At 60.2% G+C, this 26,303-nt stretch carries 32 protein-coding genes and 1 tRNA gene; 13 read left to right on the forward strand and 20 right to left on the reverse strand.

Annotation, left to right across the window (positions count from 1 at the left end; translation table 11 throughout):
* The first annotated feature begins 33 nt into the window (after positions 1-33).
* The 6 genes from GR212_RS09230 (at position 34) to GR212_RS09255 (ending at position 6,249) form a co-directional block, all read left to right on the forward strand.
* Positions 34-609, forward strand: a complete 576-nt coding sequence (locus GR212_RS09230; RefSeq protein ID WP_163986175.1) for a polysaccharide biosynthesis/export family protein — start codon at positions 34-36, stop codon at positions 607-609.
* A gap of 12 nt (positions 610-621) precedes the next feature.
* On the forward strand, positions 622-1,767 hold the full coding sequence (locus GR212_RS09235) for a glycosyltransferase family 4 protein (RefSeq protein WP_163986176.1): 1,146 nt from the start codon (positions 622-624) through the stop codon (positions 1,765-1,767).
* A 76-nt stretch (positions 1,768-1,843) separates the two neighbouring features.
* Positions 1,844-3,403, forward strand: coding sequence for an undecaprenyl-phosphate glucose phosphotransferase (locus GR212_RS09240; protein ID WP_163986177.1), 1,560 nt, complete (start codon positions 1,844-1,846; stop codon positions 3,401-3,403).
* The gene (locus GR212_RS09245) at positions 3,400-4,662 is read left to right on the forward strand and encodes an O-antigen ligase family protein (protein WP_163986178.1); all 1,263 of its coding nucleotides are present in this window, start codon (positions 3,400-3,402) and stop codon (positions 4,660-4,662) included. The genes GR212_RS09240 and GR212_RS09245 overlap by 4 nt, the downstream gene beginning before the upstream one ends.
* Positions 4,659-5,894: a glycosyltransferase family 4 protein gene (locus tag GR212_RS09250; protein ID WP_163986179.1), complete on the forward strand. Its 1,236-nt coding sequence runs from the start codon at positions 4,659-4,661 to the stop codon at positions 5,892-5,894. The genes GR212_RS09245 and GR212_RS09250 overlap by 4 nt, the downstream gene beginning before the upstream one ends.
* 64 nt (positions 5,895-5,958) lie before the next feature.
* Positions 5,959-6,249, forward strand: a complete 291-nt coding sequence (locus tag GR212_RS09255) for a helix-turn-helix domain-containing protein (protein ID WP_163986180.1) — start codon at positions 5,959-5,961, stop codon at positions 6,247-6,249.
* Positions 6,250-6,346: 97 nt separating this feature from the next.
* On the opposite strand, the gene tnpA (GR212_RS09260) is transcribed toward GR212_RS09255, so the two are convergent.
* The 3 genes from tnpA (GR212_RS09260) to GR212_RS09270 all read right to left on the reverse strand — a co-directional run bounded on the left by tnpA (GR212_RS09260) (position 6,347) and on the right by GR212_RS09270 (position 8,383).
* The gene (gene tnpA, locus GR212_RS09260) at positions 6,347-6,781 is read right to left on the reverse strand and encodes an IS200/IS605 family transposase (protein WP_113356627.1); all 435 of its coding nucleotides are present in this window, start codon (positions 6,779-6,781) and stop codon (positions 6,347-6,349) included.
* A 144-nt stretch (positions 6,782-6,925) separates the two neighbouring features.
* Positions 6,926-7,948 (reverse strand): extracellular catalytic domain type 1 short-chain-length polyhydroxyalkanoate depolymerase, encoded by a 1,023-nt coding sequence (locus GR212_RS09265; RefSeq protein ID WP_246725717.1) that lies wholly within the window; start codon positions 7,946-7,948, stop codon positions 6,926-6,928.
* Between the two features lie 222 nt (positions 7,949-8,170).
* Positions 8,171-8,383, reverse strand: a complete 213-nt coding sequence (locus tag GR212_RS09270) for a hypothetical protein (protein WP_163986181.1) — start codon at positions 8,381-8,383, stop codon at positions 8,171-8,173.
* A 252-nt stretch (positions 8,384-8,635) separates the two neighbouring features.
* Between GR212_RS09270 and GR212_RS09275 the strand changes: the two genes are divergently transcribed.
* The gene (locus GR212_RS09275) at positions 8,636-9,028 is read left to right on the forward strand and encodes a hypothetical protein (protein WP_163986182.1); all 393 of its coding nucleotides are present in this window, start codon (positions 8,636-8,638) and stop codon (positions 9,026-9,028) included.
* 92 nt (positions 9,029-9,120) lie between these two features.
* Complete coding sequence (locus GR212_RS09280; protein ID WP_163986183.1) at positions 9,121-9,822, forward strand: thermonuclease family protein; 702 nt, start codon at positions 9,121-9,123, stop codon at positions 9,820-9,822.
* A 36-nt stretch (positions 9,823-9,858) separates the two neighbouring features.
* On the opposite strand, the gene GR212_RS09285 is transcribed toward GR212_RS09280, so the two are convergent.
* Positions 9,859-9,935, reverse strand: a tRNA-Pro gene (locus tag GR212_RS09285).
* Between the two features lie 87 nt (positions 9,936-10,022).
* Positions 10,023-10,421: a BA14K family protein gene (locus GR212_RS37515; RefSeq protein WP_163986184.1), complete on the reverse strand. Its 399-nt coding sequence runs from the start codon at positions 10,419-10,421 to the stop codon at positions 10,023-10,025.
* 177 nt (positions 10,422-10,598) lie between these two features.
* Between GR212_RS37515 and GR212_RS09295 the strand changes: the two genes are divergently transcribed.
* Entirely contained in the window at positions 10,599-10,856 is a 258-nt protein-coding gene (locus tag GR212_RS09295; RefSeq protein WP_163986185.1) for a hypothetical protein, read from the forward strand.
* 78 nt (positions 10,857-10,934) lie between these two features.
* Here the strand turns inward: GR212_RS09295 and GR212_RS09300 are convergent, their stop codons facing one another.
* The 9 genes from GR212_RS09300 to GR212_RS09340 form a co-directional block, all read right to left on the reverse strand.
* Entirely contained in the window at positions 10,935-11,264 is a 330-nt protein-coding gene (locus tag GR212_RS09300; RefSeq protein WP_163986186.1) for a hypothetical protein, read from the reverse strand.
* Positions 11,265-11,501: 237 nt separating this feature from the next.
* On the reverse strand, positions 11,502-11,936 hold the full coding sequence (tnpA, locus tag GR212_RS09305; protein WP_113356627.1) for an IS200/IS605 family transposase: 435 nt from the start codon (positions 11,934-11,936) through the stop codon (positions 11,502-11,504).
* A gap of 206 nt (positions 11,937-12,142) precedes the next feature.
* Positions 12,143-13,249 (reverse strand): porin, encoded by a 1,107-nt coding sequence (locus GR212_RS09310; protein ID WP_163986187.1) that lies wholly within the window; start codon positions 13,247-13,249, stop codon positions 12,143-12,145.
* 339 nt (positions 13,250-13,588) lie between these two features.
* A complete protein-coding gene (locus GR212_RS09315) occupies positions 13,589-14,128 on the reverse strand; it encodes a MerR family transcriptional regulator (protein WP_204326442.1) in 540 nt (179 codons plus the stop codon).
* 232 nt (positions 14,129-14,360) lie between these two features.
* Positions 14,361-14,699, reverse strand: a complete 339-nt coding sequence (locus GR212_RS09320; RefSeq protein ID WP_112797246.1) for an integration host factor subunit alpha — start codon at positions 14,697-14,699, stop codon at positions 14,361-14,363.
* Between the two features lie 107 nt (positions 14,700-14,806).
* Complete coding sequence (locus GR212_RS09325) at positions 14,807-15,778, reverse strand: beta-ketoacyl-ACP synthase III (RefSeq protein ID WP_163986189.1); 972 nt, start codon at positions 15,776-15,778, stop codon at positions 14,807-14,809.
* Positions 15,779-15,797: 19 nt separating this feature from the next.
* A complete protein-coding gene (gene plsX, locus GR212_RS09330) occupies positions 15,798-16,844 on the reverse strand; it encodes a phosphate acyltransferase PlsX (protein ID WP_163986190.1) in 1,047 nt (348 codons plus the stop codon).
* Positions 16,845-16,946: 102 nt separating this feature from the next.
* Positions 16,947-17,504, reverse strand: coding sequence for a YceD family protein (locus GR212_RS09335; RefSeq protein WP_163986191.1), 558 nt, complete (start codon positions 17,502-17,504; stop codon positions 16,947-16,949).
* Between the two features lie 10 nt (positions 17,505-17,514).
* Complete coding sequence (locus GR212_RS09340) at positions 17,515-18,072, reverse strand: ubiquinol-cytochrome C chaperone family protein (RefSeq protein WP_163986192.1); 558 nt, start codon at positions 18,070-18,072, stop codon at positions 17,515-17,517.
* Positions 18,073-18,352: 280 nt separating this feature from the next.
* Here GR212_RS09340 and GR212_RS09345 point away from each other — a divergent pair, with 280 nt between their 5' ends.
* Entirely contained in the window at positions 18,353-18,865 is a 513-nt protein-coding gene (locus GR212_RS09345) for an outer membrane protein assembly factor BamE (RefSeq protein WP_163986193.1), read from the forward strand.
* 75 nt (positions 18,866-18,940) lie between these two features.
* Here the strand turns inward: GR212_RS09345 and GR212_RS09350 are convergent, their stop codons facing one another.
* The 3 genes from GR212_RS09350 to GR212_RS09360 form a co-directional block, all read right to left on the reverse strand.
* Positions 18,941-21,079, reverse strand: coding sequence for a sodium-translocating pyrophosphatase (locus tag GR212_RS09350; protein WP_163986194.1), 2,139 nt, complete (start codon positions 21,077-21,079; stop codon positions 18,941-18,943).
* Between the two features lie 247 nt (positions 21,080-21,326).
* Entirely contained in the window at positions 21,327-21,809 is a 483-nt protein-coding gene (gene nusB, locus GR212_RS09355; RefSeq protein WP_107107680.1) for a transcription antitermination factor NusB, read from the reverse strand.
* Between the two features lie 3 nt (positions 21,810-21,812).
* Positions 21,813-22,268, reverse strand: coding sequence for a 6,7-dimethyl-8-ribityllumazine synthase (locus GR212_RS09360; RefSeq protein WP_092710734.1), 456 nt, complete (start codon positions 22,266-22,268; stop codon positions 21,813-21,815).
* A gap of 198 nt (positions 22,269-22,466) precedes the next feature.
* On the opposite strand from GR212_RS09360, the gene GR212_RS09365 reads away from it, so the two are divergent.
* Genes GR212_RS09365 through GR212_RS09375 form a run of 3 tightly spaced genes read left to right on the forward strand, consistent with a single transcriptional unit; the run spans position 22,467 to position 24,038 of the window.
* Positions 22,467-22,976 (forward strand): cupin domain-containing protein, encoded by a 510-nt coding sequence (locus GR212_RS09365; RefSeq protein WP_163986195.1) that lies wholly within the window; start codon positions 22,467-22,469, stop codon positions 22,974-22,976.
* Positions 22,977-23,014: 38 nt separating this feature from the next.
* Positions 23,015-23,554, forward strand: a complete 540-nt coding sequence (locus GR212_RS09370; protein ID WP_163986196.1) for a GNAT family N-acetyltransferase — start codon at positions 23,015-23,017, stop codon at positions 23,552-23,554.
* A gap of 1 nt (position 23,555) precedes the next feature.
* Positions 23,556-24,038 (forward strand): GNAT family N-acetyltransferase, encoded by a 483-nt coding sequence (locus GR212_RS09375; RefSeq protein WP_163986197.1) that lies wholly within the window; start codon positions 23,556-23,558, stop codon positions 24,036-24,038.
* A 53-nt stretch (positions 24,039-24,091) separates the two neighbouring features.
* Here GR212_RS09375 and GR212_RS09380 read toward each other — a convergent pair whose 3' ends face one another.
* From GR212_RS09380 to nrdR, 3 genes are read right to left on the reverse strand one after another with little or no spacing between them, the layout of a single operon-like run.
* Positions 24,092-24,712: a riboflavin synthase gene (locus tag GR212_RS09380; protein ID WP_163986198.1), complete on the reverse strand. Its 621-nt coding sequence runs from the start codon at positions 24,710-24,712 to the stop codon at positions 24,092-24,094.
* Entirely contained in the window at positions 24,712-25,821 is a 1,110-nt protein-coding gene (ribD, locus tag GR212_RS09385) for a bifunctional diaminohydroxyphosphoribosylaminopyrimidine deaminase/5-amino-6-(5-phosphoribosylamino)uracil reductase RibD (protein WP_163986199.1), read from the reverse strand. Before ribD ends, GR212_RS09380 begins: the two co-directional genes overlap by 1 nt.
* 2 nt (positions 25,822-25,823) lie before the next feature.
* Positions 25,824-26,300 (reverse strand): transcriptional regulator NrdR, encoded by a 477-nt coding sequence (gene nrdR / locus GR212_RS09390; RefSeq protein ID WP_015339425.1) that lies wholly within the window; start codon positions 26,298-26,300, stop codon positions 25,824-25,826.
* Between the last annotated feature and the right edge of the window lie 3 nt (positions 26,301-26,303).

Below are 26,303 nucleotides of genomic sequence, written 5' to 3' on the forward strand. Positions count from 1 at the left end.
CCATAGTGTTTTCCCTTTTCCAATGAGCGCGAAATGCCCTTCGCAAAGTCAAAGATTGTCCTTGCACTTGGCATGGCTGCCGTGAGCGCCACCCTTTCCGGCTGCAATACTTATCAGCCCGCGCCAAAGGCCTTCAACGAAGCCACTATCCAACCCTATGCCCTGGATAGCGGCGACCGGTTGCGCATAACGGTGTTCGACCAGCCTGGATTGACCAATACCTATACGATCGACCAGGCGGGCTATATTGCCTTCCCGCTGGTCGGCCAGGTCGCTGCCCGCGGACGAACCCTGCAGCAACTCTCCGGCCAGATCGCCCAGAAGCTGCGCCAGGGTTACATTCGCGACCCGGACGTCACCATCGACATCGACCGCTATCGCTCGGTCTACATCATGGGCGAAGTCGGCCAGCCGGGCCAATATTCCTACGTGCCCGGCATGACCATCCAGAATGCCATCGCAGTCGCCGGCGGCTTCACCAGCCGGGCCAACCAGTCCAATGCCGACGTCACCCGCAAGATCAACGGTCACGTCATGACGGGGCGGGTCGGCATTTCGGATCCGGTGCTGGCAGGCGACACCATCTATGTCAGAGAGCGGTTGTTCTAACCGCGACCGTTCATGGCCAGACCGCTCCGCATCCTCCATTGCTTCAGATCGCCGGTCGGCGGAGTCTTCCGCCATGTCCGGGATCTGGCGGAGGAACAGAGCAAGGCCGGACACGAAGTCGGAATCCTGTGCGACAGCCTGACGGGCGGAGAGCATGAGGATCGCCTGTTCGACGACATTGCGCCCTTCCTGACGCTTGGCATAATCCGCCTGCCGATCCGGCGGCAGATCACATTGTCGGATACGGCCACGCTTTGGAAGAGCTACAAGGAAATCAAGAGTTTGCGGCCGGACGTGCTGCATGGGCATGGCGCCAAGGGCGGCCTGCTTGCGCGCGTTCTCGGCTCGGCCCTGCGGGTAAACAGGTATCGCGTAGCCCGCCTCTATACCGCGCATGGGGGAAGCCTGCACTTTCCCCGCGCCTCGCTGCAAGGCATGCTGGTGCACAGCATGGAGCGGATGCTGGAATTTCTGACGGATGGCCTGATCTTCATCTGCGATTTCGAGCGCCGCACCTATGAGAGAAAGATCGGCAAGCCGCGCACGCGCTCGGTGATGATCTATAACGGCATCAGCGAACGGGACTTCCGCGGGATACCGACACGATCGGACTCGGTGCATTTCGTCTATATCGGCATGCTGCGGGACCTCAAGGGCCCCGATCTCTTTGTCGACGCCTTCGCCAAGACCGAACGCCTGATCGGCAGGCCGCTTTCGGCACTGATGATCGGCGACGGGCCCGACAGGGACAAATACCACAGGATGATGGTCGAGCGGGGCCTCGGCCACCGTATCGGCATGCTGCCGGCCATGCGCGTGCACGAGGCTTTCGCCGTGTCGCAGAATGTCGTCGTCCCCTCTCGCGCCGAGGCCATGCCCTACATCGTTCTGGAGGCGCTGGCGGCCGAGAAGACGGTCATCGCCTCGCGTGTCGGCGGCATTCCGGAAGCGCTCGGTGAAAACAGTGCCGCGCTCGCAAAACCGGAAGACGCGGACGACCTTTCCCGCGTCATGGCGGAAGCGATCACCGAGCCGCAATGGGGACGCCGCAACATGCCCGATATCGGCACGATACGATCGAATTTCTCGGCTTCAGTGATGGCGCGGGATACTTTGCACCTGTATCGAAATATACTTGGCATGGACACTGACGGTTAGAATACCAGCAAGTGTTGTAAGTGTTTCTTAGCTGATTTCTGATAGCCCTTTTCCGGTAACGACCGGATAAATTGCCATGAACACGAGTGAAAAGTCCGAGCAATTTAACTTGGACAATATTCGCAAGCAGGTTTCGGAAATCCGCACCCGCGGCGCCGGGGAAGCTCACGGCGACAACCCGGACGGCATCAATGCCTATGCCCGGCAAGTCGCGGAGCAGTTGCGCGAAACGAACCAATCCCCGGCGATCGTCGTCGGGCAATATCGGTTGTTCGAATTTCTGTCGCTGCTCGCGCTCGGGCTTGCAATCCTCTTCTTCGGAACGGCGGCGGACAATCATCCGTTCGTGTCCAAGGCGGTCGTGACGATTGCCCTGTGCGGCCTTGCCATCGCGTTTCTGCAGATTGCCGATGCCTATCAGATACCGGTGCTGCGCTCGCCTCAGCGCTTCCTGCACCGGGTTCTCGGATCATGGGTTGCCGCCTTCGCGGTCATGGCCATCGCCCTCGTGCCGTTCGACATCAACAATATCTATTCGATCCGCCTTCTCGGCCTGTGGCTCATGGCGGGTGCGGGCTTCCTTCTCGTCGCCCGCTTTCTCTTTGCCTATGGCATCCGCCATTGGGCGCGCAACGGCATCATGGAACGGCGTGCGGTTATCATCGGCGGCGGCGAACCGGCCAAGGAACTCATCCGCGCGCTGGAGCACCAGCCCGATAACGATATCCGGATCTGCGGCATCTTCGATGATCGTGGCGAAAAACGCTCCCCCGTCATGGTCGCCGGCTATCCGAAGCTCGGCACGGTCGCGGAACTCGTCGAATTCGCCCGTCTCGTGCGCGTGGATATGCTGATCATCTCGCTTCCGATCAGCGCCGAGGATCGCATCCTGCAATTGCTCAAGATGCTTTGGGTGCTGCCCGTCGACATTCGTCTGGCGGCACATGCCAACAAGCTGCGCTTCCGGCCCCGCTCCTATTCGCATGTCGGCGCCGTGCCGATGCTCGATATCTTCAACAAACCGATCCGGGACTGGGACGGCGTTGCAAAGCGCATCTTCGATGTCTTCTTCAGCCTGCTGGCGCTGGTGCTGCTCTGGCCGATCATGCTGGGAGCTGCGATTGCCGTGAAGGCGACATCGAGAGGGCCGGTTCTCTTCATGCAGAAGCGTCACGGCTTCAACAACGAGATCATCAACGTCTTCAAGTTCCGCTCGATGTATACGCATATGAGCGATCCGTCGGCGCGCAATGCCGTGACGAAGAACGATCCACGCGTCACGCCCGTCGGCCGCTTCATCCGCAAGACGTCGATCGACGAACTGCCGCAGCTTTTCAACGTGCTCCTCGGCAACCTCTCCCTCGTGGGGCCACGGCCGCATGCGGTTCTCGCCGCCAGCCACAACCGCACCTATGCCGATGTCGTCGAAGGCTATTTCGCGCGCCATCGCGTCAAGCCGGGCGTAACGGGCTGGGCGCAGATCAACGGCTGGCGCGGCGAGATCGACAGCGACGACAAGATCAAGTTCCGTACCGCCTATGACCTCTACTATATCGAGAACTGGTCGCTGCTCTTCGATCTGAAGATCCTCTTCCTGACGCCTTTCCGCCTGCTCAATACGGAAAACGCCTATTGACCGCGTTCGACCTTCCAGCGTCCCGGGTCGCGCAACCGCAGCTGGCCACATTGCGGATGCTCGGCACAGCCAGCGTCGCCATCGGCGTGTTCCTGTCGGGCTTCGTGATCGCGGAGCCGGCACCCTACGAACTGTGGCTCGCCTTTCTCATCGGCAGCTGGTTCATCCTCGGGCTGAAGATATCGCGCAGCGTCGCGCCGCTTCTGGCCTTGTTCCTGGCATTCAACGTCGGCGGCATGCTGTCGATCACGCAGATGCACGACCTCGCCGCGGGAAATCATCTCGACGGCCCGATCTATATCGCCGTCTCCACCTTTCTGGCGCTGAGCTCCGTCTTCTATGCCGCCATTACCGAAGACAATGAAAAGCGGCTGAAGCTGATCTTCAATACCTGGGTGGTGGCGGCGCTGATTACGGCAAGCCTCGGCATTCTCGGCTATTTCCACGCCGTTCCGGGCTTCGATATCTTCACGCGCTACGACCGTGCCATGGGCGCTTTCCAGGATCCGAACGTCTTCGGCCCCTATCTGGTGGCGCCGAGCCTCTACCTTATGCACGGCCTGCTGATCGGCGATTTGAAGAAGGCGCCGATCAAGGCCATCTGCCTGTTCGTTCTGGCCTTCGGGGTGTTTCTGTCCTTTTCCCGCGCAGCCTGGGCCCTGTTTGCCTTCGCCTCGGTGATGCTGATCTTCTGCATGCTGCTGAAGCATCGCAGCAATGCCTTCCGGCTGCGCATCCTGGTGATGTCGCTGGCGGCGATCCTCCTGATGGTCGTCCTGCTGGTCGTCGCGCTGCAGTTTCCGCAGGTCAGCGACCTGTTTTCCACGCGCCTGCAGCTGGTGCAGAGCTATGACGGCGGGCATCTCGGCCGCTTCGAACGTCACAGCATCGGCTTTCAGATGTCCATGGAACGGCCGCTCGGCATCGGGCCATTGGTCTTCGGTCAGATCTTCCGCGAGGACGAGCACAATACCTGGCTGAAGACGCTGACCACCTATGGCTGGCTCGGCTTCGTAACGTGGATCAGCATGATCTGCTGGACCGTTTATATCGGCTTTCGCAACCTTCTGAGGGAGCGGCCCTGGCAGCCTTTCGTGATGATCGCCTGGATCGTCATTCTCGGCCATGTCGGTATCGGCAATGTCATCGATACAGATCATTGGCGCCATCTTTACATGCTGATCGGCATCGTCTGGGGCTGCGGCGCTCTCGAGCAAAAGCATCAGCGCGCCTTGAGCAGAGGGGAAGCAGCGCCTTGAATATTCGCACCAGCGTCAAGCGCCTGTCGTTGCTGCAGGTTCTCGAACCAAGCGGCGGCGGCTCGGGGCGGCACTTCCTCGATCTGTGCCGGGCGATGCAACATCGCGGTCATTCCGTCACCGCCATCTATTCGCCGGTGCGTGCCGAGCCTGCCTTTGTTGCCGAGCTGCAAAGCATCGGCCTGGACAATGTCGTCCCGCTCGACATGCGGCGGGCGCCCGGTCCCTGGGACCTGTCGGCGTGGTGGCATCTCCGCAAGATAGCGGCGCGGCACGGGCCGTTCGACCTGATCCATGGCCATAGTTCGAAGGCCGGCGCGCTGACACGACTGCGGCTGCCGGGCCGACACGTCCCGGTCCTTTATACGCCGCATGCCTTCCGCACCATGGATCCGACGCTGGGCGCCAAGGGCCGCATGGTCTATGGCGGCATCGAGCGCTTTCTCGGCACCTGGCTGACGGATCGGCTGGTCTGCGTTTCGCAGGATGAGTACAATCATGCCATGTCGCTCGGCATTCCCGAAGCGCGCCTGCGGGTCGTGGTCAATGGCGTCAACGCGCCGCCCCTCAGCCAGCGCGCTGCCATTCGCAAGCGATATGGCATTCCCCAGGATGCCCTGCTCTTCGGCTTCGTCGGCCGGATGACCCGGCAAAAGGCGCCTGAACGCCTTGTTCAAGCCTTTGCGCACATGGCGGCGGCAGTACCGCAAGCCTATCTGCTGATGATCGGCGTCGGCGAACTGGCCGATACCGTCAGGGAAACGATCAGGGCATGCGGACTTGAAGATCGTGCTCGCCTGGACGGCAGCGTGCCGGGCGTGACGGCCATCGATGCCTTCGATGTCGTCGTCATGCCAAGCCGCTACGAGGCGATGTCCTATGTGATGCTGGAGGCTGCGGCCGCGGGCAAGCCGCTCGTGCTGGCCGACGTCGGTGGCGCGCGCACGGTGCTGGAGCACGGCAAGAACGGCTATATCGTTCCCAACAGCAACGATCCGGAGGCGTTGGCGGCCGCGATGGCGAGCTTCGCCGATCCGACGCTGCTTGCCAGTTTCACCGCTGAAGCGCGCCGCCGCAAGGATGGTTATACGCTGGCAGGCATGGCGGATGCGACCGAGAAAATTTATCAGGAGCTGCTCGGCTACCCCGTCCCCGCTCAGCTGGATCTGACCGGAAATGGAGACTTGCGCGATGCGGTCGAAGGCCGGCAGAAGAGCGCGGCCGCCCTTTGAGTTCGCGCGTGATTTTTGTCCGAAACCGGTTCCGCTTCCTGAGCCGATGCGATAGAGTTAACTCATGATTACTTCAGCACAATTACGTGGCGCGCGCGCCATGCTCGGACTGACGGTGGAAACGCTCGCAAGCGAGAGCAAGCTTGCGGTTTCGACAATCGAAGCACTGGAAACGGACATCGGCTCGAGCGACATCAAGGCGCTTGCGACGGTTCGGTCCGTCCTCGAAAGCCGTGGCGTGCTTTTCCTCGCCGGTGGCAGCGACGGAACAGGCGGTCCCGGCATACGCTTCAAGCATTGGTCAGACAATGATGGCATCAGGCCGGAAAACCTGAATGCCACCAATGATGACTGACGTTAAGGCGCATCGCCATCGCAAAAGTCATGACCTCCACCAAAGGTGGAGGTTTGAAACGCTGCGCTTGAACCACTAGAAGTGGTTTTGTTAGTGCTTAGTAGCTACGATTAAAGAGGTCGGCAAAGTCGGAAGCTTTGTCGGCCTTTTCTTGGTTCCGGATATATTGTCTGACGACCTGCTCATTATAGCCCGTCGTCGACACGAAATACCCACGTGCCCAAAAGTGATACCCTTTGTAGCGGCGCTTACGCGCGTACTTGTTGGCAATGTAAAGAGCCGTCTTGCCCTTCAAAAATCCAACTATATGCGCGACCGAGTATTTCGGCGGGATCGATATCAACATGTGGACATGATCGGGCATCAAATGACCCTCTTCGATCTGGCAGCCCTTTTGCTGAGCCAGACGACGTAAGAGTTCACCCAACTCTCGACGCACATCCCCGTAGAGTCTTTTCGTTCGGTATTTGCTGCCAAAAACAACGTGATATTTGCAGTCCCACGTCGCATGCGAGAGCGATTGCTCATCCATATAACCTCCTTGTTTGAAGTCTGGGCCACGCCAGCGGTTCAAGCAGGAGGTCTCTCAACTACCGTGTAAAACTCGTCCAGTCCTCCACCGTAGGTGGAGGTTTATTCTTGATATAAATCGCCGCACACTTCGGTGCGGCATTCTTCAGTGCGCCAGCTTCCAGCTTTTGACCAGCTCCTCGGGAGCCGAGATGGCGGCGGGCAGGATGAAGCGCTCGGTGTCGTTGGCCGGTTCCCAGCCCTCGACCACCTGGCCGACAGGCAGGCCATGCCCGAAATCCGTCAGCGTCACGAGCTCCAGGATCATATGGCCGTAATCGTCGCGCCATTCGCGGCGCTCGCCACCTTCGAACAGCCGCAGGCGACCTTTGGTCCGCGGACGTCCGCGCGCGGCCAGCCACTGCGCGACGGAAGCTTCCGCATTGGCAAAGGACACGACCTCGTCGGCATCGCCGTGCCAGATGGAAATGGCCGGATAGCGGGTCACCTCGGGAGACACTTCGCGAACGAGCTCTCCCCATTTTTCAGCCGGGCGGTTTGAACCCCGCTTCATGACGTCAAGCGCCGCCATGGCATCGCGGGCGGCTCCGAAAGGCAAGCCCCCGATGATGGCGCCGGCGGCAAACAGCTCCGGATAGGTTGCGAGCAAGGCGGCAGCCAAGGCGCCACCGGCCGACAGGCCCATGATAAAGATCCTGCTATCGTCGATATCGTGCACCTTGCGGCTGAAATCGATCATCTCGCGAACTGAGCCAAGCTCGCCGCGATCACGCGTGACCAGGCTCGGGCGAAACCAGTTGAAACACAGGTTGGGATTGTTCGATGCCTTCTGTTCTGCGTAAAGCACGGCGAAGCCATGCTGGCGCGCGAGCGCGCTCCAGCCGCTGGCACGATCGAAATCCTCGGCATTCTGATGACAGCCGTGCAGCACGACGACGAGCGGCATCGGGGCTTTGACGCCCGGAGGCACGTATTCAACCATACGCAGGTCGCCGGGATTGCGGCCGAACCACAAAATTTCCGTCAGCCGCTGCGGCACTGGGCGCGTGGGAACGCGACGACGCGCGGGCTGCGATTGCGGCTGCGCCATCGGAAACTTGAGCTGCGGCAGCTCGACGGAATCAACGAGCAAGCGGCGAAGCCGGCTCGGAACTTTAAAATTCATCATGGACCTTTCTATCCACGCCAGCCGCAATCGGTTTTCCTCCGCGGCGGCAGGCGCGCACTGTTTCTTTCAAGAAGCAGTGAGCATCGAGAAATCGAATCTCTTTTTGCAACGCAGCAAATATAAGGATGGGGGTTCGCTTCGAACAGGCACAAAGCATCATTGCTGCTATGTGAAATCAGCCTGAATCGATTGAATTTCCGGCTAGAAAAAAACGCAGTTGCGTCAGAAATAAGCCCTTGCGAGCGCAAGAAGTTTTGCGTCGTCCTTCACGCCCTGACGATAGAGCTGGATGATCAGCGCACCGAGGCGCTCGGCTTCCGGGCTGCGGGGGTTCATGCCGCGATCCGTGCAAACGGCGTCGAGCACTTTTTCCAAACGATCCAGATCGTCTGAAAACAGCGGCAAATCCCGGGGATGAATAGGAGTTTCCAACATTCGTGCGTCTCGTCATCCTTCGGGTAGAAGCACGCGGAACCTCGCCGGCACCCGCTGCATACCCGACGACATGGCCCAAACTATGCGCTTTGCTCGCCGTCTTGGCAAGGAAGCAATTCAGCAATCGCGCCCTTCGAGTTCCGTCTGATTCGCAAACACAGCGACAAATCCCGACACGGGTACAATTTTAAGTTACCGCATCACCAAGCATTTATCCGCGTCTGCGATAAGAAGGGAAACGGAGACATGACGATGACCAGATTTTTGATCCGGGCCGCGTTCGGGCTTGCGCTTGTCAGCGCAGCCTCGCCGGCTCTTGCGCAGAACTTTTCGAATCTCCCCCTGCGCAACCCTCGCCAGCCGCCAGAGGGATATATCTCCGTGCAATCCGGAATATCGATTTCCTATCCGGTGGCGGATGGCGATAGCGAGGCGCAGCAGGAGAAGGCGTTGAAATCCTTCTACAAGATCGCCGCGAGCAGCTGCGCGACCCTTCTCGACACCATCGCCGATGCCTGCGAGATCAGCGCCATGTCGAGCAGCAGCTCGGTCACCAATCTCGACAATCGCGGCACGAGACTTTCGATCAGCGGACAGGTGACGATGTCGGTCAAGCTCAAGCCGTCGGCAGCCGCCGCGAAGTAGCCCTCCACCATTGCGGTCGGCAAATCGATCCCAAGCCAACGGATCGGTAAGAAATCGCGGCGATAATCCCCTCGCAATCGAGGGATGATACCATGGCGAAAGCGAAACGACGCACGCGGCGCAAGCCGCAACCCAAGGCGGGCAATTCGATGTGGCTGTGGGGCATCGTCGGTGTCGCGACCGTGGCGGGCATTTATGCCTATCAGAATCGCAAGGACATGCCGTCGATGCTCGCCCGCGCCGGCGCGGTCGCCGGTATGCAGCATGTGGCACGGGAAGCGCCGGTGCCGGCAGCCAAGCCGCAGATCAGGACAGCCGCAATCGCTCCCGAGCCGCGCGCGACATCGGCCCTGCCCGTGCCGCCGGCCGCCATTCCGGTGGCAATGCCGGTCGGCAGGATACCGATCGAGCGGCCCTCGCCCTCCCCTGGCCTGCGCGCGCAGACCGGCGGAAAGTTCGTGCTTTGCGGTCCCGGCTCAGGCACCAATTGCGTCATTGACGGCAATACCTTCTGGCAGGATGGGATGCGGATCCGGTTGGCGGATATCGATGTGCCGGACGCGGATGCTGCGCGCTGCCCCAGCGAGAAGCAAAAGGCGGTGGCCGCGAAGCTGCGCCTGCAGGCAATCCTCAACGACGGAACCTTCGTGCTTTCCGGCAGCAACCGCCGCGACGACGAGAATGGCGGCAAGCTGCGCATCGCCATGCGCGCTGGCCGCTCGCTCGGCGACCAGTTGGTCAGCGAAGGCTTTGCGCATCGCTGGACGGGCCAGGTGTCGTCCTGGTGTAGCTGATTTTCAGAAATTCGATTGGGAGTTCAAGGAGATAAATGGTCGGGGCGACTGGACTCGAACCAGCGACCCCTTGACCCCCAGTCAAGTGCGCTACCGGGCTGCGCTACGCCCCGACCTGCCGAAACGGCTTGTTTCGTTTAGAGTTTAGAGTTTCCCGACGCAAGCGAAAAGTGGTGGCTTGCTCAGAAAAAAGTTGCGGCTCAGCGACAAGCCTGCCTTGGTCCGTGGCTCGGCTGATAGGTGTTGTCCGAGGGGCGGTAGGAGCGATAGCGGCTGGCGCAGTTGCGCGTGTGGCTATCGTAGTAGCTCTCCGTGTGCTGCCTGTTGAACAGCGTGCCGGTTACGAAGGATTTGAACAGCACGCCGCTGTCGGAATTATCGTCGTAATAGCTGTCCGAGCCGTGATGCTGATGGCCGCGGCCCCAATGGCTGTGATGACCATGCCAATGGCCGTGACCGTGATCATGCACCTGGATGACATCAGACTGTTCGGGCACCGACAGGGCCGGCATGGTGATGGCGCCCGCCGGAACGGCGGCGCCTGCCGCCAGCAACAAACCAAAGCCCGCTGCAGTTATCGACCTGGCAATCGTAAACATATGCGACTCCTTCGAAATCCGGCGGCGGCGCCTCGCAAATTTGCGTGAAAAAACCTTGCTGCCGTGCACGCCGTTATTATCTGTATATAGTGATTTGGAGCCACACTCATAGATGCCCTCCGTCTTTATTGTGCGGCAGATTTCGCAGAAACGAAGGGGGCACGGAAAGTTACGGCAATGAAGCCTCTGATAGCCCTTATGCTATGTGCCCCCCTGCTTGCCGCATGCGCGGCAGCCGAGCCCTTGCAGCCCATTCCCGGCAGCATCACCTATGGCGGCCAACCGCGTATGAAGCTGACGCAATCGCCTCCCGGCTCGCAACTGCAGCATCACTTCACCAACCAATGGGGCCAGGATGTCTATGAGACCTACATCATCCAGCCGGACCGGAGCCTGAAGCTCGTCAGCCGTGAGGAAGTAAGCCCGCCATTCTGAGCGGCGCGTTGCCCCGCAAATAAAAACTCCGCCGGGATGAGCCGACGGAGCTTGCATTTCGGTATCTTGGAAAATGGATTACCAGCAGCGATAGCAACGGCGATAATAGGGCCGGCCGTAATAGCCACGATGATGGTGGTTGTCGCTGACAGCCGCACCGACGAGAACGCCGCCGATGATGCCGGCCGCAGCCAGCGCGGCCGCCTGATTTTCAGCCTGCTGCGCCTGGACGCGATTGGACTGATAGGTCGCGCCGACGCAGCGATTGTAGCGTTGCGTTCCGGGACGGAATCCTTGCGACTGGCAGGTCATTTCGGCATTCATCGCAGATTCCTGCGGCGTCTGGCAGCTTGACAGAATGGTGGTTACGGCGACGAGACTCGCCGCCACGGTGGCACGTATGCGCATGTTCTCTCCGGCAATGTTGATACAACCCCGGGGAAGCGAAATACAGCCAAAGGTAAGCTTTAGCAAGCCAAGCCGGCCAGCAATGCGCGAGAATCGATCCAGGCACCTGAAATCACTCGCCAGGATGGCATTTTGCTCGACGGCTCGATGGCGCTTTGGCGAAAAAGTCATGACCTCCACCAAAGGTGGAGGTTTGAAACGCTGCGCTTGAACCACTAGAAGTGGTTTTGTTAGTGCTTAGTAGCTACGATTAAAGAGGTCGGCAAAGTCGGAAGCTTTGTCGGCCTTTTCTTGGTTCCGGATATATTGTCTGACGACCTGCTCATTATAGCCCGTCGTCGACACGAAATACCCACGTGCCCAAAAGTGATACCCTTTGTAGCGGCGCTTACGCGCGTACTTGTTGGCAATGTAAAGAGCCGTCTTGCCCTTCAAAAATCCAACTATATGCGCGACCGAGTATTTCGGCGGGATCGATATCAACATGTGGACATGATCGGGCATCAAATGACCCTCTTCGATCTGGCAGCCCTTTTGCTGAGCCAGACGACGTAAGAGTTCACCCAACTCTCGACGCACATCCCCGTAGAGTCTTTTCGTTCGGTATTTGCTGCCAAAAACAACGTGATATTTGCAGTCCCACGTCGCATGCGAGAGCGATTGCTCATCCATATAACCTCCTTGTTTGAAGTCTGGGCCACGCCAGCGGTTCAAGCAGGAGGTCTCTCAACTACCGTGTAAAACTCGTCCAGTCCTCCACCGTAGGTGGAGGTTTATTCTTGATATAACGAAAGGCCCCGTCAAACGACGGGGCCTTTGCACATCACGCCTGTGCCCATGGCGATATTCGCGGGCCAGTGCAGATTATCCAGCTCGGATCAGAAATTCCGCTCGAAGCGAAGGATGCCGGCGAGCGTATCGTCCTTGATGAAATCATAGTGGACGTAGGTCAATTCCGGCTCGACCAGGAGATCCTTCACCGGGTTGAACTTCAGGTTCGTGGTGGCTTCGAAGATCTTCGAGTCGGTATAGGCGAGCTGGAGGTTCCACTTCAGCTTTTCGTTGATCGGAACGCCAACGCCACCCCAGACAGCCCAGTCACCCCAGCCGCATTTGGCTGCATTGACCGTGCCGTTCGACGCGGTGCAGGCTGAAACATCCTGGTTCGTGCCTGCGTACTTGTTGAGCTTGTCGCCATCGGTGTTCCAGCCACCCATCAAGAAGGCTTCCACGCCGCCGAACTTGGCGTCGAGGCGAGCCTTGATGGCACCTTCTTCGACGATCGAGTCGTAACCGCCGACGACCTTGAAGCCCCAGTTGTCCGTCTTGTAACCGAGACCGGCAACGACATCGGGAGCATAATGATCGGACTTGTCGTCCGTCCACCAGCCGGCGCCATAGGATGCCTCGCCGTCGGAGGTGGAGTAGCTGTCTTCGAGCGAGATCACGGCCGAGAAGCCGTTGCCTGCATCGTAGTTGTAGGTCAACTGGTTGAGTTCGTACGGGCCGTCATAGATCACGTCGTCGTTGATGACGTCGCCGGCGTAACCGACATACAGATTGTACTGCGAGTCGAGCTTGCCGACCGTGAAGCCGCCGAGGCTGATATTGGCAAACAGCAGCTTTGCGGAGGTCGCGTTGCCATCGTTCCATTCCCAGCGGAAGATGGTGTTGGTCTTCAGCGGACCGTATTCCGTATCCGTGGCCGTATCGACATTGAGTTCGACGCGCTCGTGCCAGAGCGTACCGACCCTGCTGCGCGGATTATAGGCGTCATACCACTCGCCTTCCGTGCGAACCTTTCCACCAACTTTCAGGCAGGTTTCCGTACCGGGAATAAAGAAATAGCCAGTGCCATACGCGTCGCAGATACGAACATATTCAAGTGGTTCGGGTTCGGCGGCAACAATGGCGTCGGCGGCATGGGCAGCGCTGGCTGCGACGATGGCAGCAGCGGAGCCAAGAAGAAGGCTCTTGATGTTCATGGTGTCTCCATTCGACTAATCCGTCAGGGATGGAGTCTCCCGGCAGACACAGCGTGCCCCTCCATAGCCTGACTGTTCCCCTCATACAGGGCGAAGCAACAAAGCTTCGCCGTCAAAATTGAACCCATGGCCCCGCTGCGGCAAGTTAATAAGTCTACCTTAGTAATTTTCACAACGCAGAAGGGTGGCGAGTGTCACAAAAATATCACTCCCCCGCATAAACAATACGCAAGCGATACACAGCTAAAACATGCGCAATCCGGAATTGCGCACATAATAGTTGTATATTCCTGAAATTCAATATGCGTTAACTATGATCGCCGTTGCGGAGAGGATCGTTTAGCGCACCTGGTCGAGCAGGCGCTTGCATTCCAGAAGGTCGTAGAGCGTTTCCTGAAGCAAGGCACGATCTTCCTTGCCGACGCTGGATTTGCCGATGGAAACATCCGGCGCGCCGTCATCGCCGCTGACGAAATTGAAGAAACGACGGCTGATGGGCGCCTTGGCGCGGCCGACGAGCTGGTCCTCATCGGAATTGACAGAATTGATGCGCGGCTCGACTGCCGGCGGCTCCTGCGCAGCGGCGAGCGCCTCGACGCTTGCCAGATCGCCATGACCGACGGCGATGACAAATTTGTTGCCGTTGGTCTTCAGAAGCTTCTGGACACCCTTGATCGTATAGCCGTGATCGTAGAGCAGATGGCGGATGCCGTTCAGCAGGTCGACATCTTCAGGACGATAGTAACGCCTGCCGCCGCCACGCTTCATCGGCTTTATCTGGGGGAACCTGGTCTCCCAGAACCGTAGGACATGCTGCGGCAGATCAAGGTCTTCCGCGACTTCGCTGATCGTGCGAAATGCATCCGGGCTCTTGTCCATCATCGTACTCCTACAGTGCGCATGCGGCGCCGTTCGGGCCGGATCGCACAGGTGGGGATATGATATCCGCGTTTCCCGGCGATGCGACTCACCATATTTCAACGGTTTGGCGGCGGAAATTCAAGTCACATCTTCAGCTGTTGCACAAGCTGGCAACAAACAGCAAGGAAAGACAGCACAAATCGGCCGCAGGACGAGCCATCCGGCCGAACGAATAAACATCAAAATGGAATCAGGAGGCAGGGTTTGCCGGCTTGGCCTTCGCCTTGCGGCTCGCATGCGCTTTCAGAATGCGGGTCTTGAGAACGTTCGACGCCTTGAAGGTCATCACACGCCGCGGAGAGATCGGCACTTCCTCGCCGGTCTTCGGATTGCGCCCTATGCGTTCATTTTTGTCGCGCACCTGAAAGGTCGCAAACGAGGAGAGCTTTACGGTCTCCCCACGCACGATGGCGTTGCAAATTTCATCGATCACAGTCTCAACGAGTTCCGCCGACTCCGTTCGGGAGAGACCGACCTTCCGGAATACCGACTCCGCCAAATCTGCGCGCGTCACTGTCTTGCCTGTCATAGCTCCCCGCCCATATCGCTGCGTAATATTCTTTGAGTTTCGCGAGACTATTGCCCTTGCGCCGAGCGGTCAAGCTCTTGTTCGGACCGGCTTTTAGAGATGCGACACTACCAACGCAACAGGACGGCGCCCCAGGTGAAGCCACCACCCATGGCCTCCAGCATCACCAGATCGCCCTTCTTGATTCGACCGTCGCCTGCCGCGACGGCAAGTGCCAGGGGGATCGACGCGGCCGAGGTATTGCCATGGAGGTCGACGGTGACCACAACCTTCTCGGGAGCAATTCCGAGCTTCTTGGCCGAACCGTCGATAATGCGGCGATTGGCCTGATGCGGCACCAGCCAGTCGAGGTCGTCCGAGCTGGTTCCGGTCGCGTCGAAGGCAGCCTGGATGACATCGGTAATCATGCCGACGGCGTGCTTGAACACTTCGCGGCCCGCCATGTGCAGGACGCCGACCGTTCCCGTCGTGGAAGGGCCGCCGTCGACATAGAGCTTTTCCTTATGCGCACCATCGGAGCGCAGGCTTGCCGTCAGCACGCCACGGTCGGTATTGGCGCCGCTCCCCTCGCCTGCCTCGAGGATCAGCGCGCCCGCGCCGTCACCGAAAAGAACGCAGGTCGTGCGGTCCGTCCAGTCGAGAATGCGGGAAAAGGTCTCGGCGCCGATGACGAGAACGCGTTTGGCAAGGCCGCCGCGAATATAGGCGTCCGCCGTCGTCACCGCATAGACGAAGCCGGTGCAGACGGCCTGCACGTCGAAGGCAAAGCCATGATGCATGCCGAGCCGGTTCTGGATGTTCACCGCGGTGGCGGGAAAGGTATTGTCCGGCGTCGAGGTGGCGACGATGATGAGATCGATGTCGTCGGGCGTCAAGCCGGCATTGGCAAGGGCGGCGCGGGCCGCCTGCTCGCCGAGAGAGGCCGTGGTTTCGCCTTCGCCGGCGATATAGCGCTGGCGGATACCGGAGCGCTGGACGATCCAGTCATCGCTGGTATCGACAATCTGCTCCATTTCGGCATTGGTCAGGACGCGCTTCGGGAGCGCCGCCCCAAAGCCGCGAACAATTGAACGGATCATTCTGCTTGTACCCCGTCGCTCATGCCGCTTCCGGCCCTATGGGAGGCAGCCGCTTGGCATGGTATCTTTTCAAATCATTCTCGATTTTCTGTGTAAGTCCATTCTTGGCCATGTCGTAGCCGACATCGATGGCTGCGGCGAAGGCTTCGGCATTCGCGCCGCCATGGCTCTTGATGACGATGCCGTTGAGGCCGAGGAAGACACCGCCATTGACCTTGCTCGGATCGAGCTTTTCACGCAGCAGGTCGAAAGCGCCCTTGGCAAGGACATAGCCGATGCGCGCGAGCAGCGTGCGCGACATGGCGGCACGGAGATAGGAGCCGATCTGCTTTGCCGTGCCTTCCGCCGCCTTCAGGGCGATATTGCCGGAAAAACCTTCCGTCACCACGACGTCGACAGTGCCCTTGCCGATGTCATCGCCTTCTACGAAGCCGGAATATTCGAGCGACTCGAGGTTGGCCTCGCGGATCAGGCGCCCGGCATCCTTGACCTCTTCCTGGCCCTTGATCTCCTCGACACCGACATTCAGCAAGCCGACGGTCGGCCGTTCGATCTCGAAGAGCGCGCGCGCCATGGCGCCGCCCATCAGGGCAAAATCGAGCAACTGCTGCGCGTCGGCGCCGATGGTGGCGCCGACATCGAGCACGATGCTTTCGCCGCGCAGCGTCGGCCAGATCGCCGCGATCGCCGGACGTTCGATATTGGCCATCGTGCGGAGGCAGAATTTCGCCATCGCCATCAGCGCGCCGGTATTGCCGGCGGATACGACGACATCGGCATCGCCTGACTTCACCGCATCGATCGAACGCCACATGCTGGAGACGTAGCGGCCGCGGCGAAGCGCCTGGCTCGGCTTCTCGTCCATGCTGATGGCAACTTCGCATTCATGAAAAACCGACTTTTCACGAAGCTTTGGATATTTTGCGAGGACCGCTTCGCAGCGATCCTTCTGTCCGTACAAGATGAACGTGATATCTGGATGCCTATCCAGCGCCTTGGCCGCGCCGGGAACAACAACCTCTGGGCCAAAGTCGCCACCCATTAGGTCAAGAGAAATTCTGATCACGCGTCCCTGGTCCTTTTTCTCCGCCTAGCATGGCGAATTTGGCGTCAAAATACCGTTTTCTCCCCCGGTTACAACTGAATTGTGCTCAATTGCCAAGCGGGTCTATTCCTTTTTCCAGTCTTTCAGAACCGCAAACGGCGAAGGTTTCCTGTCGTCTTCACCCGTGTCTTCTATATGCGCGTCGAACTCTACGCCGGGCTTGCGCGGATAGGGATCGATGGCGAGAGCGGCAAACTCCGCCACGACCTCCCCGGCATCGATCGTGTCGCCCGTAAAGGTTTCCGGAAGATCCGGACCATCCGGATCGAGCACCATTTCTCCCGCATCCACCGACGGCGCACGCGCCAGCTTCGAGTCCTCCGGTATGAAGATATGCTCGAAGTCCTCATCGATATCCGATTCGACCGGCTCGAGCGTGACAACGCAGGCCTGAACGATCTTCGCCTTCACATTGCCCTTGATGCGCACCCCGTCGCGCTTCCAGCGCGAGATCTTGAGATCAGCCTCGAGCTTCTCCACGGAAAGCACGTCCCAGAGGGCGGCAAGCCCCACAAGCTCGCGCTTGTCCGCCTCGACATGCACGTCCACCGGATTGGCGGAAATATGGCCCACCTTCACGGGGTAGGAAAACGGTGTTTCGTCGGAGTCATGTCTTTTCATTTTTCTTCTCCTAGCCGACCTGCCGGTCGAGCCTTTCGGGCAACGGCAACGTCGCCGAACCCGTGGCGATATGGTCTTCGGTAACGGTCGCCAGATGCGCCTCGGCCGCGATCATCCAGCCGGCCAGCGCATCCATCGATGCCGCATTTTCATCCGCCTTGGGATAGATGTTGCGCCGTAGCGCCACGGCAAGCGCTGCGCGATCATTGCCGTCCATGGCTGTCGCATAGCTTTCGAGCCGCCCATAAAACATGCCGGCCAGCTTCTTCATGCGCTTCGGGATGCTGTTGTCGCCGATTCCAAGTTCGCGGATCGAATAATCGATGTCCTCGAAGAAGGCGTCCACGATTTCCTGCGCGAGCTCCTGACCGCTGGTCGCGGAAGATCGCGTGCGGCGAAAGAACAGGATCATCATCACCGACAGCAACTCGAAGCGCCCCATCACCGTATCCGGCACGTCGTAATCGGTATAGAAAACCGCCTGTCGCGCCATGGATGTCAGGACTTCATACTGCCTGACGACGATGATCTGATTGTGATTTCTTTTGCGGAAGAGCCCAAAAATCATGAAAATTCCCGGAATTGGCTCCCTCAGAACGTGCCGTTTTTGCTTGGCCTTGTTGCATCCACGCAAAAGCTGGTTTACCGAAGCAGGCGCGAATTGCAATGCCGTTTGTGCCCGCTTCGTGGCTCCAGCCCTCACCGTCGTCACGTTGTGAATGATCGGTGATGAAGAATGCCCGAACAAGGTCATTGTGCCTTTTCAATCGCGGAAAGGCCACAATGATATGCACAGCAAGGTCACACCGGCCATTCGGCCATCGGATTGATTCATTAGGGGAGATGGGATGTCGTTGACCAGACGGTATTTCAAGTCTGACATAAATTTCAGCAGCAGTGCCGCCATCGCCCTGGTGATCGCGACCGTGGGACTTTCGGGTTGCAAGACCAGCGAGGTCATGAACAACGGCTACATCTTCGATCAGCAGTCGCTCGCGCTTGCGCCGGTCGGCTCCAGCCGCGAGCAGGTTCTGCTGTCGCTCGGCACGCCGTCGACCACGGCAACCTTCGACGGCGAAGTCTTCTACTATATCTCCCAGAAGCGCACGCGTGCCGTCGCCTTCATGAAGCCGAAGCTGGTCGACCAGAACATCCTGGCGATCTATTTCGACAAGGACGGCATCGTGAAGCAGGAAGCCAACTACACGCTGAAGGACGGCAAGGTCTTCGACATGATCAGCCGCACGACGCCGACTGGCGGTCGCGACATCACCTTCCTGCAGCAGATCCTGCAGGGTGGCGCAGCCGGCGGCGTCAACGGTGCGAGGAACTTCCTCAACAACCTCAACCCGGGCCAATAAGCCGGGCAGCTTTCCAATGAAAAACCCGCGAGGCTCTGCCCCGCGGGTTTTCTTTATGCGTTCGGTTTGCTTTCCTTATCCAGCGAGAACGGCAAGCAGCAACAGCGCGACGATGTTGGTGATCTTGATCGCCGGATTGACCGCGGGACCTGCCGTGTCCTTGTAAGGGTCGCCGACGGTGTCGCCCGTCACGGATGCCTTGTGGGCTTCCGAACCCTTCATATGGCGCGTCCCGTCCTTGTCGACGAAGCCGTCCTCAAAGCTCTTCTTGGCATTGTCCCATGCACCGCCGCCCGATGTCATCGAGATGGCGACGAAGAGGCCGTTGATGATGACGCCGAGCAGCGAGGCACCAAGAGCCGCAAAGGCCGAGGCCTTGGAGCCGGATATCAGCAGGACGCCGAAATAGACGACCACGGGGGCCAGGACCGGCAGCAACGACGGAATAATCATCTCGCGAATGGCGGCCTTGGTCAGAAGATCGACGGCGCGACCGTAGTCCGGCCGCTCCGTGCCTTGCATGATGCCCGGCTTTTCGCGGAACTGCTTGCGCACCTCTTCCACGATCGCACTTGCGGCGCGGCCGACAGCGGTCATGGCAATGCCGCCGAAGAGATAAGGAATGAGGCCGCCGAACAACAGGCCGGCGACGACATAGGGGTTCGACAGTTCGAACGAGATCGTGCCGACATTGGCGAAATACGGGAACTTGTCGCCGTGAGCCGCAAAATACTGCAGATCGTTCGAATAGGCCGCAAACAGGACCAGCGCGCCGAGGCCGGCCGAGCCGATGGCATAACCCTTCGTGACGGCCTTGGTCGTGTTGCCGACCGCATCCAGCGCGTCGGTGGATTTACGCACTTCCGGCGGAAGATGCGCCATTTCCGCGATGCCGCCGGCATTGTCCGTGACCGGGCCGAAGGCGTCGAGTGCGACGATCATGCCGGCAAGGCCGAGCATGGCGGTGACCGCGATGCCGGTGCCGAACAGGCCGCCGAGCTGATAGGTGGCGATGATGCCGCCGACGATGACGAGCGCCGGCAGCGCCGTCGATTCGAGCGAGACGGCAAGGCCCTGGATGACGTTGGTGCCGTGCCCGGTCACCGATGCCTGGGCGATGGAGTTGACCGGCCGCTTGTTCGTGCCGGTGTAGTATTCGGTGATGACGACGATCAGCGCGGTGACGATGAGGCCGACGATACCGCAGGTAAACAGCCTCGAGCCGGTGATCTCGAAGCCTGCGACGGTGCCGATCGAGCCCCAGCCGATGGTCAGCGAGGTCGCAGCGGCCAGCCCGACGATCGACAGAAGTCCCGTTGCGATGAGGCCCTTGTAGAGCGCGCCCATGATCGAGCCATTGGCACCGAGCTTCACGAAGAAGGTGCCGATGATCGAGGTGATGATGCAGGCGCCGCAGATCGCCAGCGGATAGATCATGGCGGAGCCGAGGAGCGGCGAACCGGCAAAGAAGATCGAGGCGAGGACCATCGTCGCAACGACGGACACCGCATAGGTCTCGAACAGGTCGGCGGCCATCCCGGCGCAATCGCCGACGTTGTCCCCGACGTTGTCGGCGATGGTGGCCGGATTGCGCGGATCGTCTTCCGGAATGCCGGCTTCCACCTTGCCGACGAGGTCGCCGCCGACATCGGCACCCTTGGTGAAGATGCCGCCGCCAAGACGGGCGAAGATCGAAATCAGCGAAGCGCCGAATCCGAGGGCGACCAGCGCATCGATGACGTCGCGCGAGCCGGCTTCATGGCCCAGAATGCCCGTCAGCACGTAGAAATAAATGGACACGCCAAGCAGGGCGAGACCCGCGACCAGCATGCCGGTGATGGCACCCGACTTGAAGGCGATATCGAGGCCCGCGGACAGGCTCTGCGACGATGCTTGCGCCGTGCGGACATTGGCGCGCACGGAGACATGCATGCCGATGAAACCTGCGGCGCCTGAGAGGATTGCGCCGATCAGGAAGCCGAAAGCGGCTTCGGACGACAAAAGGAGCCAGGCCGCGATGAAAACAATGATCCCGACAATGGCGATGGTTCTATATTGGCGCGCCAGATAGGCTTGCGCTCCTTCACGAATATATCCGGCAATCTCCTGCATGCGGGCATTGCCCTGATCGGCAGCGAGCACCGACCGGGTTGCCCATACGGCATAAATGACCGAGAGCAGTCCGCATGCGATCACTCCTAAAAGAATCGACATTTCGCTTTTTCCCTCCAAAAAAGCCGGCGGTTCACTCCTCCCCCGGCCGCCTGCGACAACGGCCGGTCCCCTCCTCCAGAAGACCGGCTGATGTGCAGTGCGAGATTGCTGTCGGGAAAACGTCGCGTCAAGACCGCCCGCAGGTAAAACACCCGCAGGAGGTTCAAAAGAATATTCGAAGATCAAATCAGGTGCGAACGAAGGAAACGAAAGCGTCCCCTGCCGCCTTTGGAATGCCGGGCGAGCGCTATTTCTTCGCTTCGCCGCGAACCTGCTTGGCGATTCGGTCGAGCACGGCGTTCACGAGCTTCGGCTCATCCTCTTCGAAGAAGGCATGTGCTATCTCGACATATTCGGTGACGATGACCGGAACCGGCACGTCCTTGCGGTCGAGAAGCTCGAATGTGCCGGCACGCAGGATGGCGCGCACGGTGCTGTCGAGGCGCGACAGCGCCCAGTCGTCCTGAAGGGCGGAGCCGATCAGCGGATCGAGCCGGGTCTGCTCGCGCACGACGCCGGAAACGATGGAGCGGAACCAGGATGCGTCGGCCTTCAGATAGGTCTCGCCGTCCAGCTCCTGCCCGAGACGATGAGCCTCGTATTCGGCCACCACCTCCAGAACGCCGGTTCCGCCGATATCCATCTGATAGAGCGCCTGCACCGCCGCGAGACGCGCCGCGCCCCGCTGATTGGCGGTTTTTGCCGGTCGCTCGTTATCCTGATTGCTCATGTATTATGCACCCAACTTCTCTTTCAGCGCGATCATGGTCAGCGCTGCGCGAGCGGCAAAGCCGCCCTTGTCCTTGTCCGAACGGCGGGCGCGAGCCCAGGCCTGCTCATCGTTCTCGACGGTCAGGATGCCGTTGCCGATCGCCAGCGATTCACTGACGGCCAGATCCATCAGCGCCCGCGAGGATTCATTGGCGACGATATCGAAATGATAGGTCTCGCCGCGGATGACCATGCCGAGCGCCACGTAGCCGTCATAGACCACGTTGCCATTATCCCCGCCATCGAGCGCCATGGCAATCGCCGCCGGGATCTCCAGAGCGCCCGGGACGGTCACGACGTCGTAGGTCGCACCAGCCGCGTCGAGGGCAGCCTTGGCGCCGTCGAGCAGGGCATCTGCCATATCGTCATAGAAGCGGGCTTCGACGATAAGGATGTGTGCATTGGAAGAGCTGGTCATACATCACCTGCGGATTGAGAGGGCGCGGCACCTTGTAAAGGCGGGACAAACCACGGCGGGCCGCCCTTGGCAAGTGTTTTTCAATGGCCGGCGCCGATTCCGGCCCTATTTGGAAATGATCGGGGCATCACGGAAATTGTAGCTTCCACGCGTGTAGCCGCTTCAGTAATAATTTCAGGCCTGCAGAGGGGGAGGTTCATGACGAAGAAATCCACACCCGCCGTCAATGTCGGCGAGCTTGAACTGGGTCATTGGCAGCAGGGCAGCTTTTTTGCCGGCAGCGACGCCTCGTTCGGAGCGATGCTGGGACTGAAGAACCTCGGGATCAGCTACAACGAAGTACCGCCCGGCAAGTCCGGCTGTCCGTTCCACAACCATCACGTCGAGGAAGAGCTTTTCGTCATCCTCGATGGCGAAGGCGAGTATCGCTTCGGCGACAAACGCGTCGCCGTCAGCAAGGGCGACGTGCTGGGTGCACCGGCCGGCGGCCCGGAGACCGCGCATCAGCTGATCAACACAGGCCCCGCCGTGCTGGTCTATCTCGCCGTTTCCACCAAGGCGCGGACCGAAATCGTCGAATATCCCGATTCCGGCAAGTTCCTCGCCAAGACCAATCGCGACGACAAGACGACGTTCCATGTGATCGGCCGCGCCGCCGCCACCGATCTCGATTACTGGGATGGCGAACCTGGCGCCTCGAACGACTGAACGTCACCAAGGGTATTTTCAGCAAAGATCCAGATCTTATGACCAGTATTCCGACATTGACGACCGACCGGCTGCTGCTGCGCGGGCACAGGCTGGACGATTTCGACGAATTTCTTGCCCTCTGGAAACACAGGGATCTCGTGCGCTTCATCGGCGGCGAGATGCCGACGCGCGAGCAGGTCTGGGCGCGCCTCCTACGTTATGCCGGCCTTTGGCATCATCTCGGCTTCGGTTTCTTCGCCGTCGAGGAACGCCAAAGCGGCCGGCTGATCGGCGAAGTGGGCTTTCTCGATCTGCATCGCGACATGACGCCGATGACGGAAGGCACGCTGGAGGCCGGATGGGGCATCGCGCCGCCGATGCAGGGCAAGGGCTATGCGACGGAAGCCATGAGCGCGGCGATCACCTGGGCGGATGAACAATTCGCAGGACAGCGCATGACCTGCATCGTGGAACTGGAAAACAAGCCATCGCTGCGGGTCGCCGAGAAGATCGGCTTTCGCCGCATCGGCGAATTGATCTTCAAGGGCAAGCCCAACGCGATGTTCGAGCGCCAGGTCGCGGCCGGGGGCGCATGATATGCCAGTTTCGCGAGAGAGATTTTCCATCAAACCTTACGAGCCAGGTGATGCGCAGGCGACGATCGATATTTTCCTGCGGGCCATTCGCGAGGTGGCGTCCAAGGATTACAGCCCGGCGCAGATCGCGGCCTGGGCGAAGGTCGATGACACCGAAGTGTGGGCACGGTATCGGGCGAGCCGGCCGACCTGGCTTGCAATGGATGGTTCCTTGCCCATCGGCTTTACCGACCTCACGTCGGATGGCCTCCTGGATATGATGTTCGTCGCTCCCGACTATCAGGGAAAGGGCGTAGCCACCCTGTTGCTCGCCACCGTCGAAAGCGCCGCCCGCAGACAGGGTCTACAGCGGATTTTCACGGAGGCGAGCCTGACCGCCCGCCCCTTCTTCGAGCGCAAGGGCTTTGCAGTCCTGACCGCGCAACAAGTCGTAAAGCGCGGCCAGACACTGGCGAATTTTCTTATGGAGAAGATGCTCGCATAAAGCAGCCGGAGCGCCTATTCGCCCCGCCGTCAAACCGGCCCGACCTGTTCAGCTCAGCCTTCGCGGACGACCGGGAATTCGGCCAGCCGGGCCGCGTAGCGCGCCATGGTGTCGACTTCGAAATTGACGAAGTCACCGGCCTTGCGCTCGCCCCAGGTCGTGACCTCGAGCGAATGGCGGATCAGGAGCACGTCGAATTCCGTGCCGTCGACGGCATTGACCGTCAGCGAGGTGCCGTCGAGCGCAACCGAACCCTTCGGCGCGACGAATTTTGCGAGGTGTTCCGGCGCACGCAGGCGGAAGCGCGTGGCCTCGCCTTCGGCCGTCACGGAGAGAATTTCCGCCTTGCCGTCGATGTGGCCGGAGACGATGTGGCCGCCGAGTTCGTCGCCAATCTTGAGCGAACGCTCGAGGTTGATCTTGGCTCCGGCTTCCCAGGTGCCGATGGTCGTCAGGCGCAGGGCTTCTTCCCAGGCCTCGACCTCGAACCAGCGTCCGTTGCTGCCCTCTTCCGGCAGTTTGGTGACTGTCAGGCAAACGCCCGCATGCGAAATCGATGCGCCCAAGTCGATCGTCGCCGGATCGTAGTTGGTGGCGACCCGCAGCTTGATGCCTTCCTTGAGCGGAGAAACGGTTTCGACCGTGCCGACGTCGGTGACAATTCCGGTAAACATCAAAAACCTCTTTCGAATTCGTCGCAGCGATCGTCGCCGAAGCGGCTTTCGCCGATATGCGTGAAACTGGGTGGGATATTGGATTTGAGGACGGGCGATTCAATACCGCCTTCGCCGATATCGGCCGGCCCCTGAAACAGCAGGATGCGGTCGACCATTCCGGTATCGAGGAAACGCCGTGCGGTCTTGGCCCCGCCTTCCACCAGCAGGGAGGAAATCCCGCGCGTGCCGAGCGCCTCCAGCAATTCTCCCGGCTCGGCCGAATTGGACTGCAATACCTCGACGCCCGCGGCATCGAGGGCGGCGCGGCGCCCCAAAAAGGCGTTATCCGTATTCTCGTCAAAGGGTGGCTGGTGGCCGGCAACGGCGATGACCGGATATTGCCGCGCCGTTCTCACCAGCTTGCTGCCGAGCGGCAGTTGAAGGTCTTCGTCGATAACGATGCGCAGGGGAGAGCGATCTTCCAGGCCCGGAAGGCGGCAGGTCAATTCCGGATCGTCAGCGATCGCCGTGCCGATTCCGACGAGAATGGCGTCGCTTTCGGCGCGCAGCATCTGCACCTGCGCGCGCGAGGCATCGCCGGTAATACGAATCTGCCCCTCGCCCGTCTTGCCGATCATGCCATCGGCGGAAACGGCAAGCTTGAGAGTCACATAGGGCCGGTTTCTCGTCTGGCGCATGAGATAGCCCGCCAGGGACCGCCTGCCTTCCGTCTCCAGAATGCCGGTATCGACCTCGATGCCGGCGTCACGCAGCATGGCGATGCCGCGACCGGATACGCGCTGATCGGGATCGGTGACGCTGATGACGACGCGCGCCACGCCATAGGCGATCAAGGCTTCGGCGCAGGGCGGGGTCTTGCCGTAGTGAGAACAGGGCTCGAGCGTCACATAGGCGGTAGCGCCCCTCGCCCCTTCTCCTGCTTCGGCCAAAGCCTGCGGCTCGGCATGCGGGCGGCCGCCGACGGCCGTCACGCCGCTGCCGAGAACGACGTCATCCTTGACGATGAGGCAGCCGACGGACGGGTTGGTCGAGGTCAATCCGAGATGCCTGCGCGACAAACGGATGGCCTCGGCCATGAAACGTTCGTCCTCGGGCCGCGCTGCCATGGTCAAGGATCCAGCGGATCGCGGGCGATCTTCGCGTTGATCTCGTCGATCACATGCTCGAAATCCTCGGCATGGGAAAAATCGCGATAGACGGACGCATAGCGCACGAAGGCAACGTCATCGAGGCTCTTTAGCGCCTCCAGCACCTGAAGGCCGATCTGCTCGGAACTGATCTCGGTTTCGCCGGAGCTTTCGAGGCGGCGGACGATGCCGGAAACGGCCCGCTCAATCCGGTCCCGATCGACCGGACGCTTGCGCAGCGCGATCTCGAAGGAGCGCACCAGCTTGTCGCGATCGAACGGCACCTTGCGGCCGGTCTTCTTGATGACCATCAGCTCGCGCAGCTGCACGCGCTCGAAGGTGGTGAAGCGACCGCCGCAATCCGGACAGATGCGCCGCCGGCGGATGGAGGTATTGTCCTCCGCCGGGCGCGAGTCCTTGACCTGGGTATCTTCAGAGCCGCAGTAAGGGCAGCGCATGCG

Origin of the sequence: Martinezella lusitana, assembly GCF_010668395.1 — a bacterium.
GTDB lineage: Bacteria > Pseudomonadota > Alphaproteobacteria > Rhizobiales > Rhizobiaceae > Rhizobium > Rhizobium lusitanum_A.

Coding starts and splice junctions, on each gene's coding strand:
- GR212_RS09230 (WP_163986175.1), top strand. CDS start 34: ATGCCCTTCGCAAAGTCAAAGATTGTCCTTGCACTTGGCATGGCTGCC.
- GR212_RS09235 (WP_163986176.1), top strand. CDS start 622: ATGGCCAGACCGCTCCGCATCCTCCATTGCTTCAGATCGCCGGTCGGC.
- GR212_RS09240 (WP_163986177.1), top strand. CDS start 1,844: ATGAACACGAGTGAAAAGTCCGAGCAATTTAACTTGGACAATATTCGC.
- GR212_RS09255 (WP_163986180.1), top strand. CDS start 5,959: ATGATTACTTCAGCACAATTACGTGGCGCGCGCGCCATGCTCGGACTG.
- tnpA (WP_113356627.1), bottom strand. CDS start 6,781: ATGGATGAGCAATCGCTCTCGCATGCGACGTGGGACTGCAAATATCAC.
- GR212_RS09265 (WP_246725717.1), bottom strand. CDS start 7,948: ATGATGAATTTTAAAGTTCCGAGCCGGCTTCGCCGCTTGCTCGTTGAT.
- GR212_RS09270 (WP_163986181.1), bottom strand. CDS start 8,383: ATGTTGGAAACTCCTATTCATCCCCGGGATTTGCCGCTGTTTTCAGAC.
- GR212_RS09275 (WP_163986182.1), top strand. CDS start 8,636: ATGACCAGATTTTTGATCCGGGCCGCGTTCGGGCTTGCGCTTGTCAGC.
- GR212_RS09280 (WP_163986183.1), top strand. CDS start 9,121: ATGGCGAAAGCGAAACGACGCACGCGGCGCAAGCCGCAACCCAAGGCG.
- GR212_RS37515 (WP_163986184.1), bottom strand. CDS start 10,421: ATGTTTACGATTGCCAGGTCGATAACTGCAGCGGGCTTTGGTTTGTTG.
- GR212_RS09295 (WP_163986185.1), top strand. CDS start 10,599: ATGAAGCCTCTGATAGCCCTTATGCTATGTGCCCCCCTGCTTGCCGCA.
- GR212_RS09300 (WP_163986186.1), bottom strand. CDS start 11,264: ATGCGCATACGTGCCACCGTGGCGGCGAGTCTCGTCGCCGTAACCACC.
- tnpA (WP_113356627.1), bottom strand. CDS start 11,936: ATGGATGAGCAATCGCTCTCGCATGCGACGTGGGACTGCAAATATCAC.
- GR212_RS09310 (WP_163986187.1), bottom strand. CDS start 13,249: ATGAACATCAAGAGCCTTCTTCTTGGCTCCGCTGCTGCCATCGTCGCA.
- GR212_RS09315 (WP_204326442.1), bottom strand. CDS start 14,128: ATGGACAAGAGCCCGGATGCATTTCGCACGATCAGCGAAGTCGCGGAA.
- GR212_RS09320 (WP_112797246.1), bottom strand. CDS start 14,699: ATGACAGGCAAGACAGTGACGCGCGCAGATTTGGCGGAGTCGGTATTC.
- GR212_RS09325 (WP_163986189.1), bottom strand. CDS start 15,778: ATGATCCGTTCAATTGTTCGCGGCTTTGGGGCGGCGCTCCCGAAGCGC.
- GR212_RS09335 (WP_163986191.1), bottom strand. CDS start 17,504: ATGAAAAGACATGACTCCGACGAAACACCGTTTTCCTACCCCGTGAAG.
- GR212_RS09340 (WP_163986192.1), bottom strand. CDS start 18,072: ATGATTTTTGGGCTCTTCCGCAAAAGAAATCACAATCAGATCATCGTC.
- GR212_RS09345 (WP_163986193.1), top strand. CDS start 18,353: ATGTCGTTGACCAGACGGTATTTCAAGTCTGACATAAATTTCAGCAGC.
- GR212_RS09350 (WP_163986194.1), bottom strand. CDS start 21,079: ATGTCGATTCTTTTAGGAGTGATCGCATGCGGACTGCTCTCGGTCATT.
- nusB (WP_107107680.1), bottom strand. CDS start 21,809: ATGAGCAATCAGGATAACGAGCGACCGGCAAAAACCGCCAATCAGCGG.
- GR212_RS09360 (WP_092710734.1), bottom strand. CDS start 22,268: ATGACCAGCTCTTCCAATGCACACATCCTTATCGTCGAAGCCCGCTTC.
- GR212_RS09365 (WP_163986195.1), top strand. CDS start 22,467: ATGACGAAGAAATCCACACCCGCCGTCAATGTCGGCGAGCTTGAACTG.
- GR212_RS09370 (WP_163986196.1), top strand. CDS start 23,015: ATGACCAGTATTCCGACATTGACGACCGACCGGCTGCTGCTGCGCGGG.
- GR212_RS09375 (WP_163986197.1), top strand. CDS start 23,556: ATGCCAGTTTCGCGAGAGAGATTTTCCATCAAACCTTACGAGCCAGGT.
- GR212_RS09380 (WP_163986198.1), bottom strand. CDS start 24,712: ATGTTTACCGGAATTGTCACCGACGTCGGCACGGTCGAAACCGTTTCT.
- ribD (WP_163986199.1), bottom strand. CDS start 25,821: ATGGCAGCGCGGCCCGAGGACGAACGTTTCATGGCCGAGGCCATCCGT.
- nrdR (WP_015339425.1), bottom strand. CDS start 26,300: ATGCGCTGCCCTTACTGCGGCTCTGAAGATACCCAGGTCAAGGACTCG.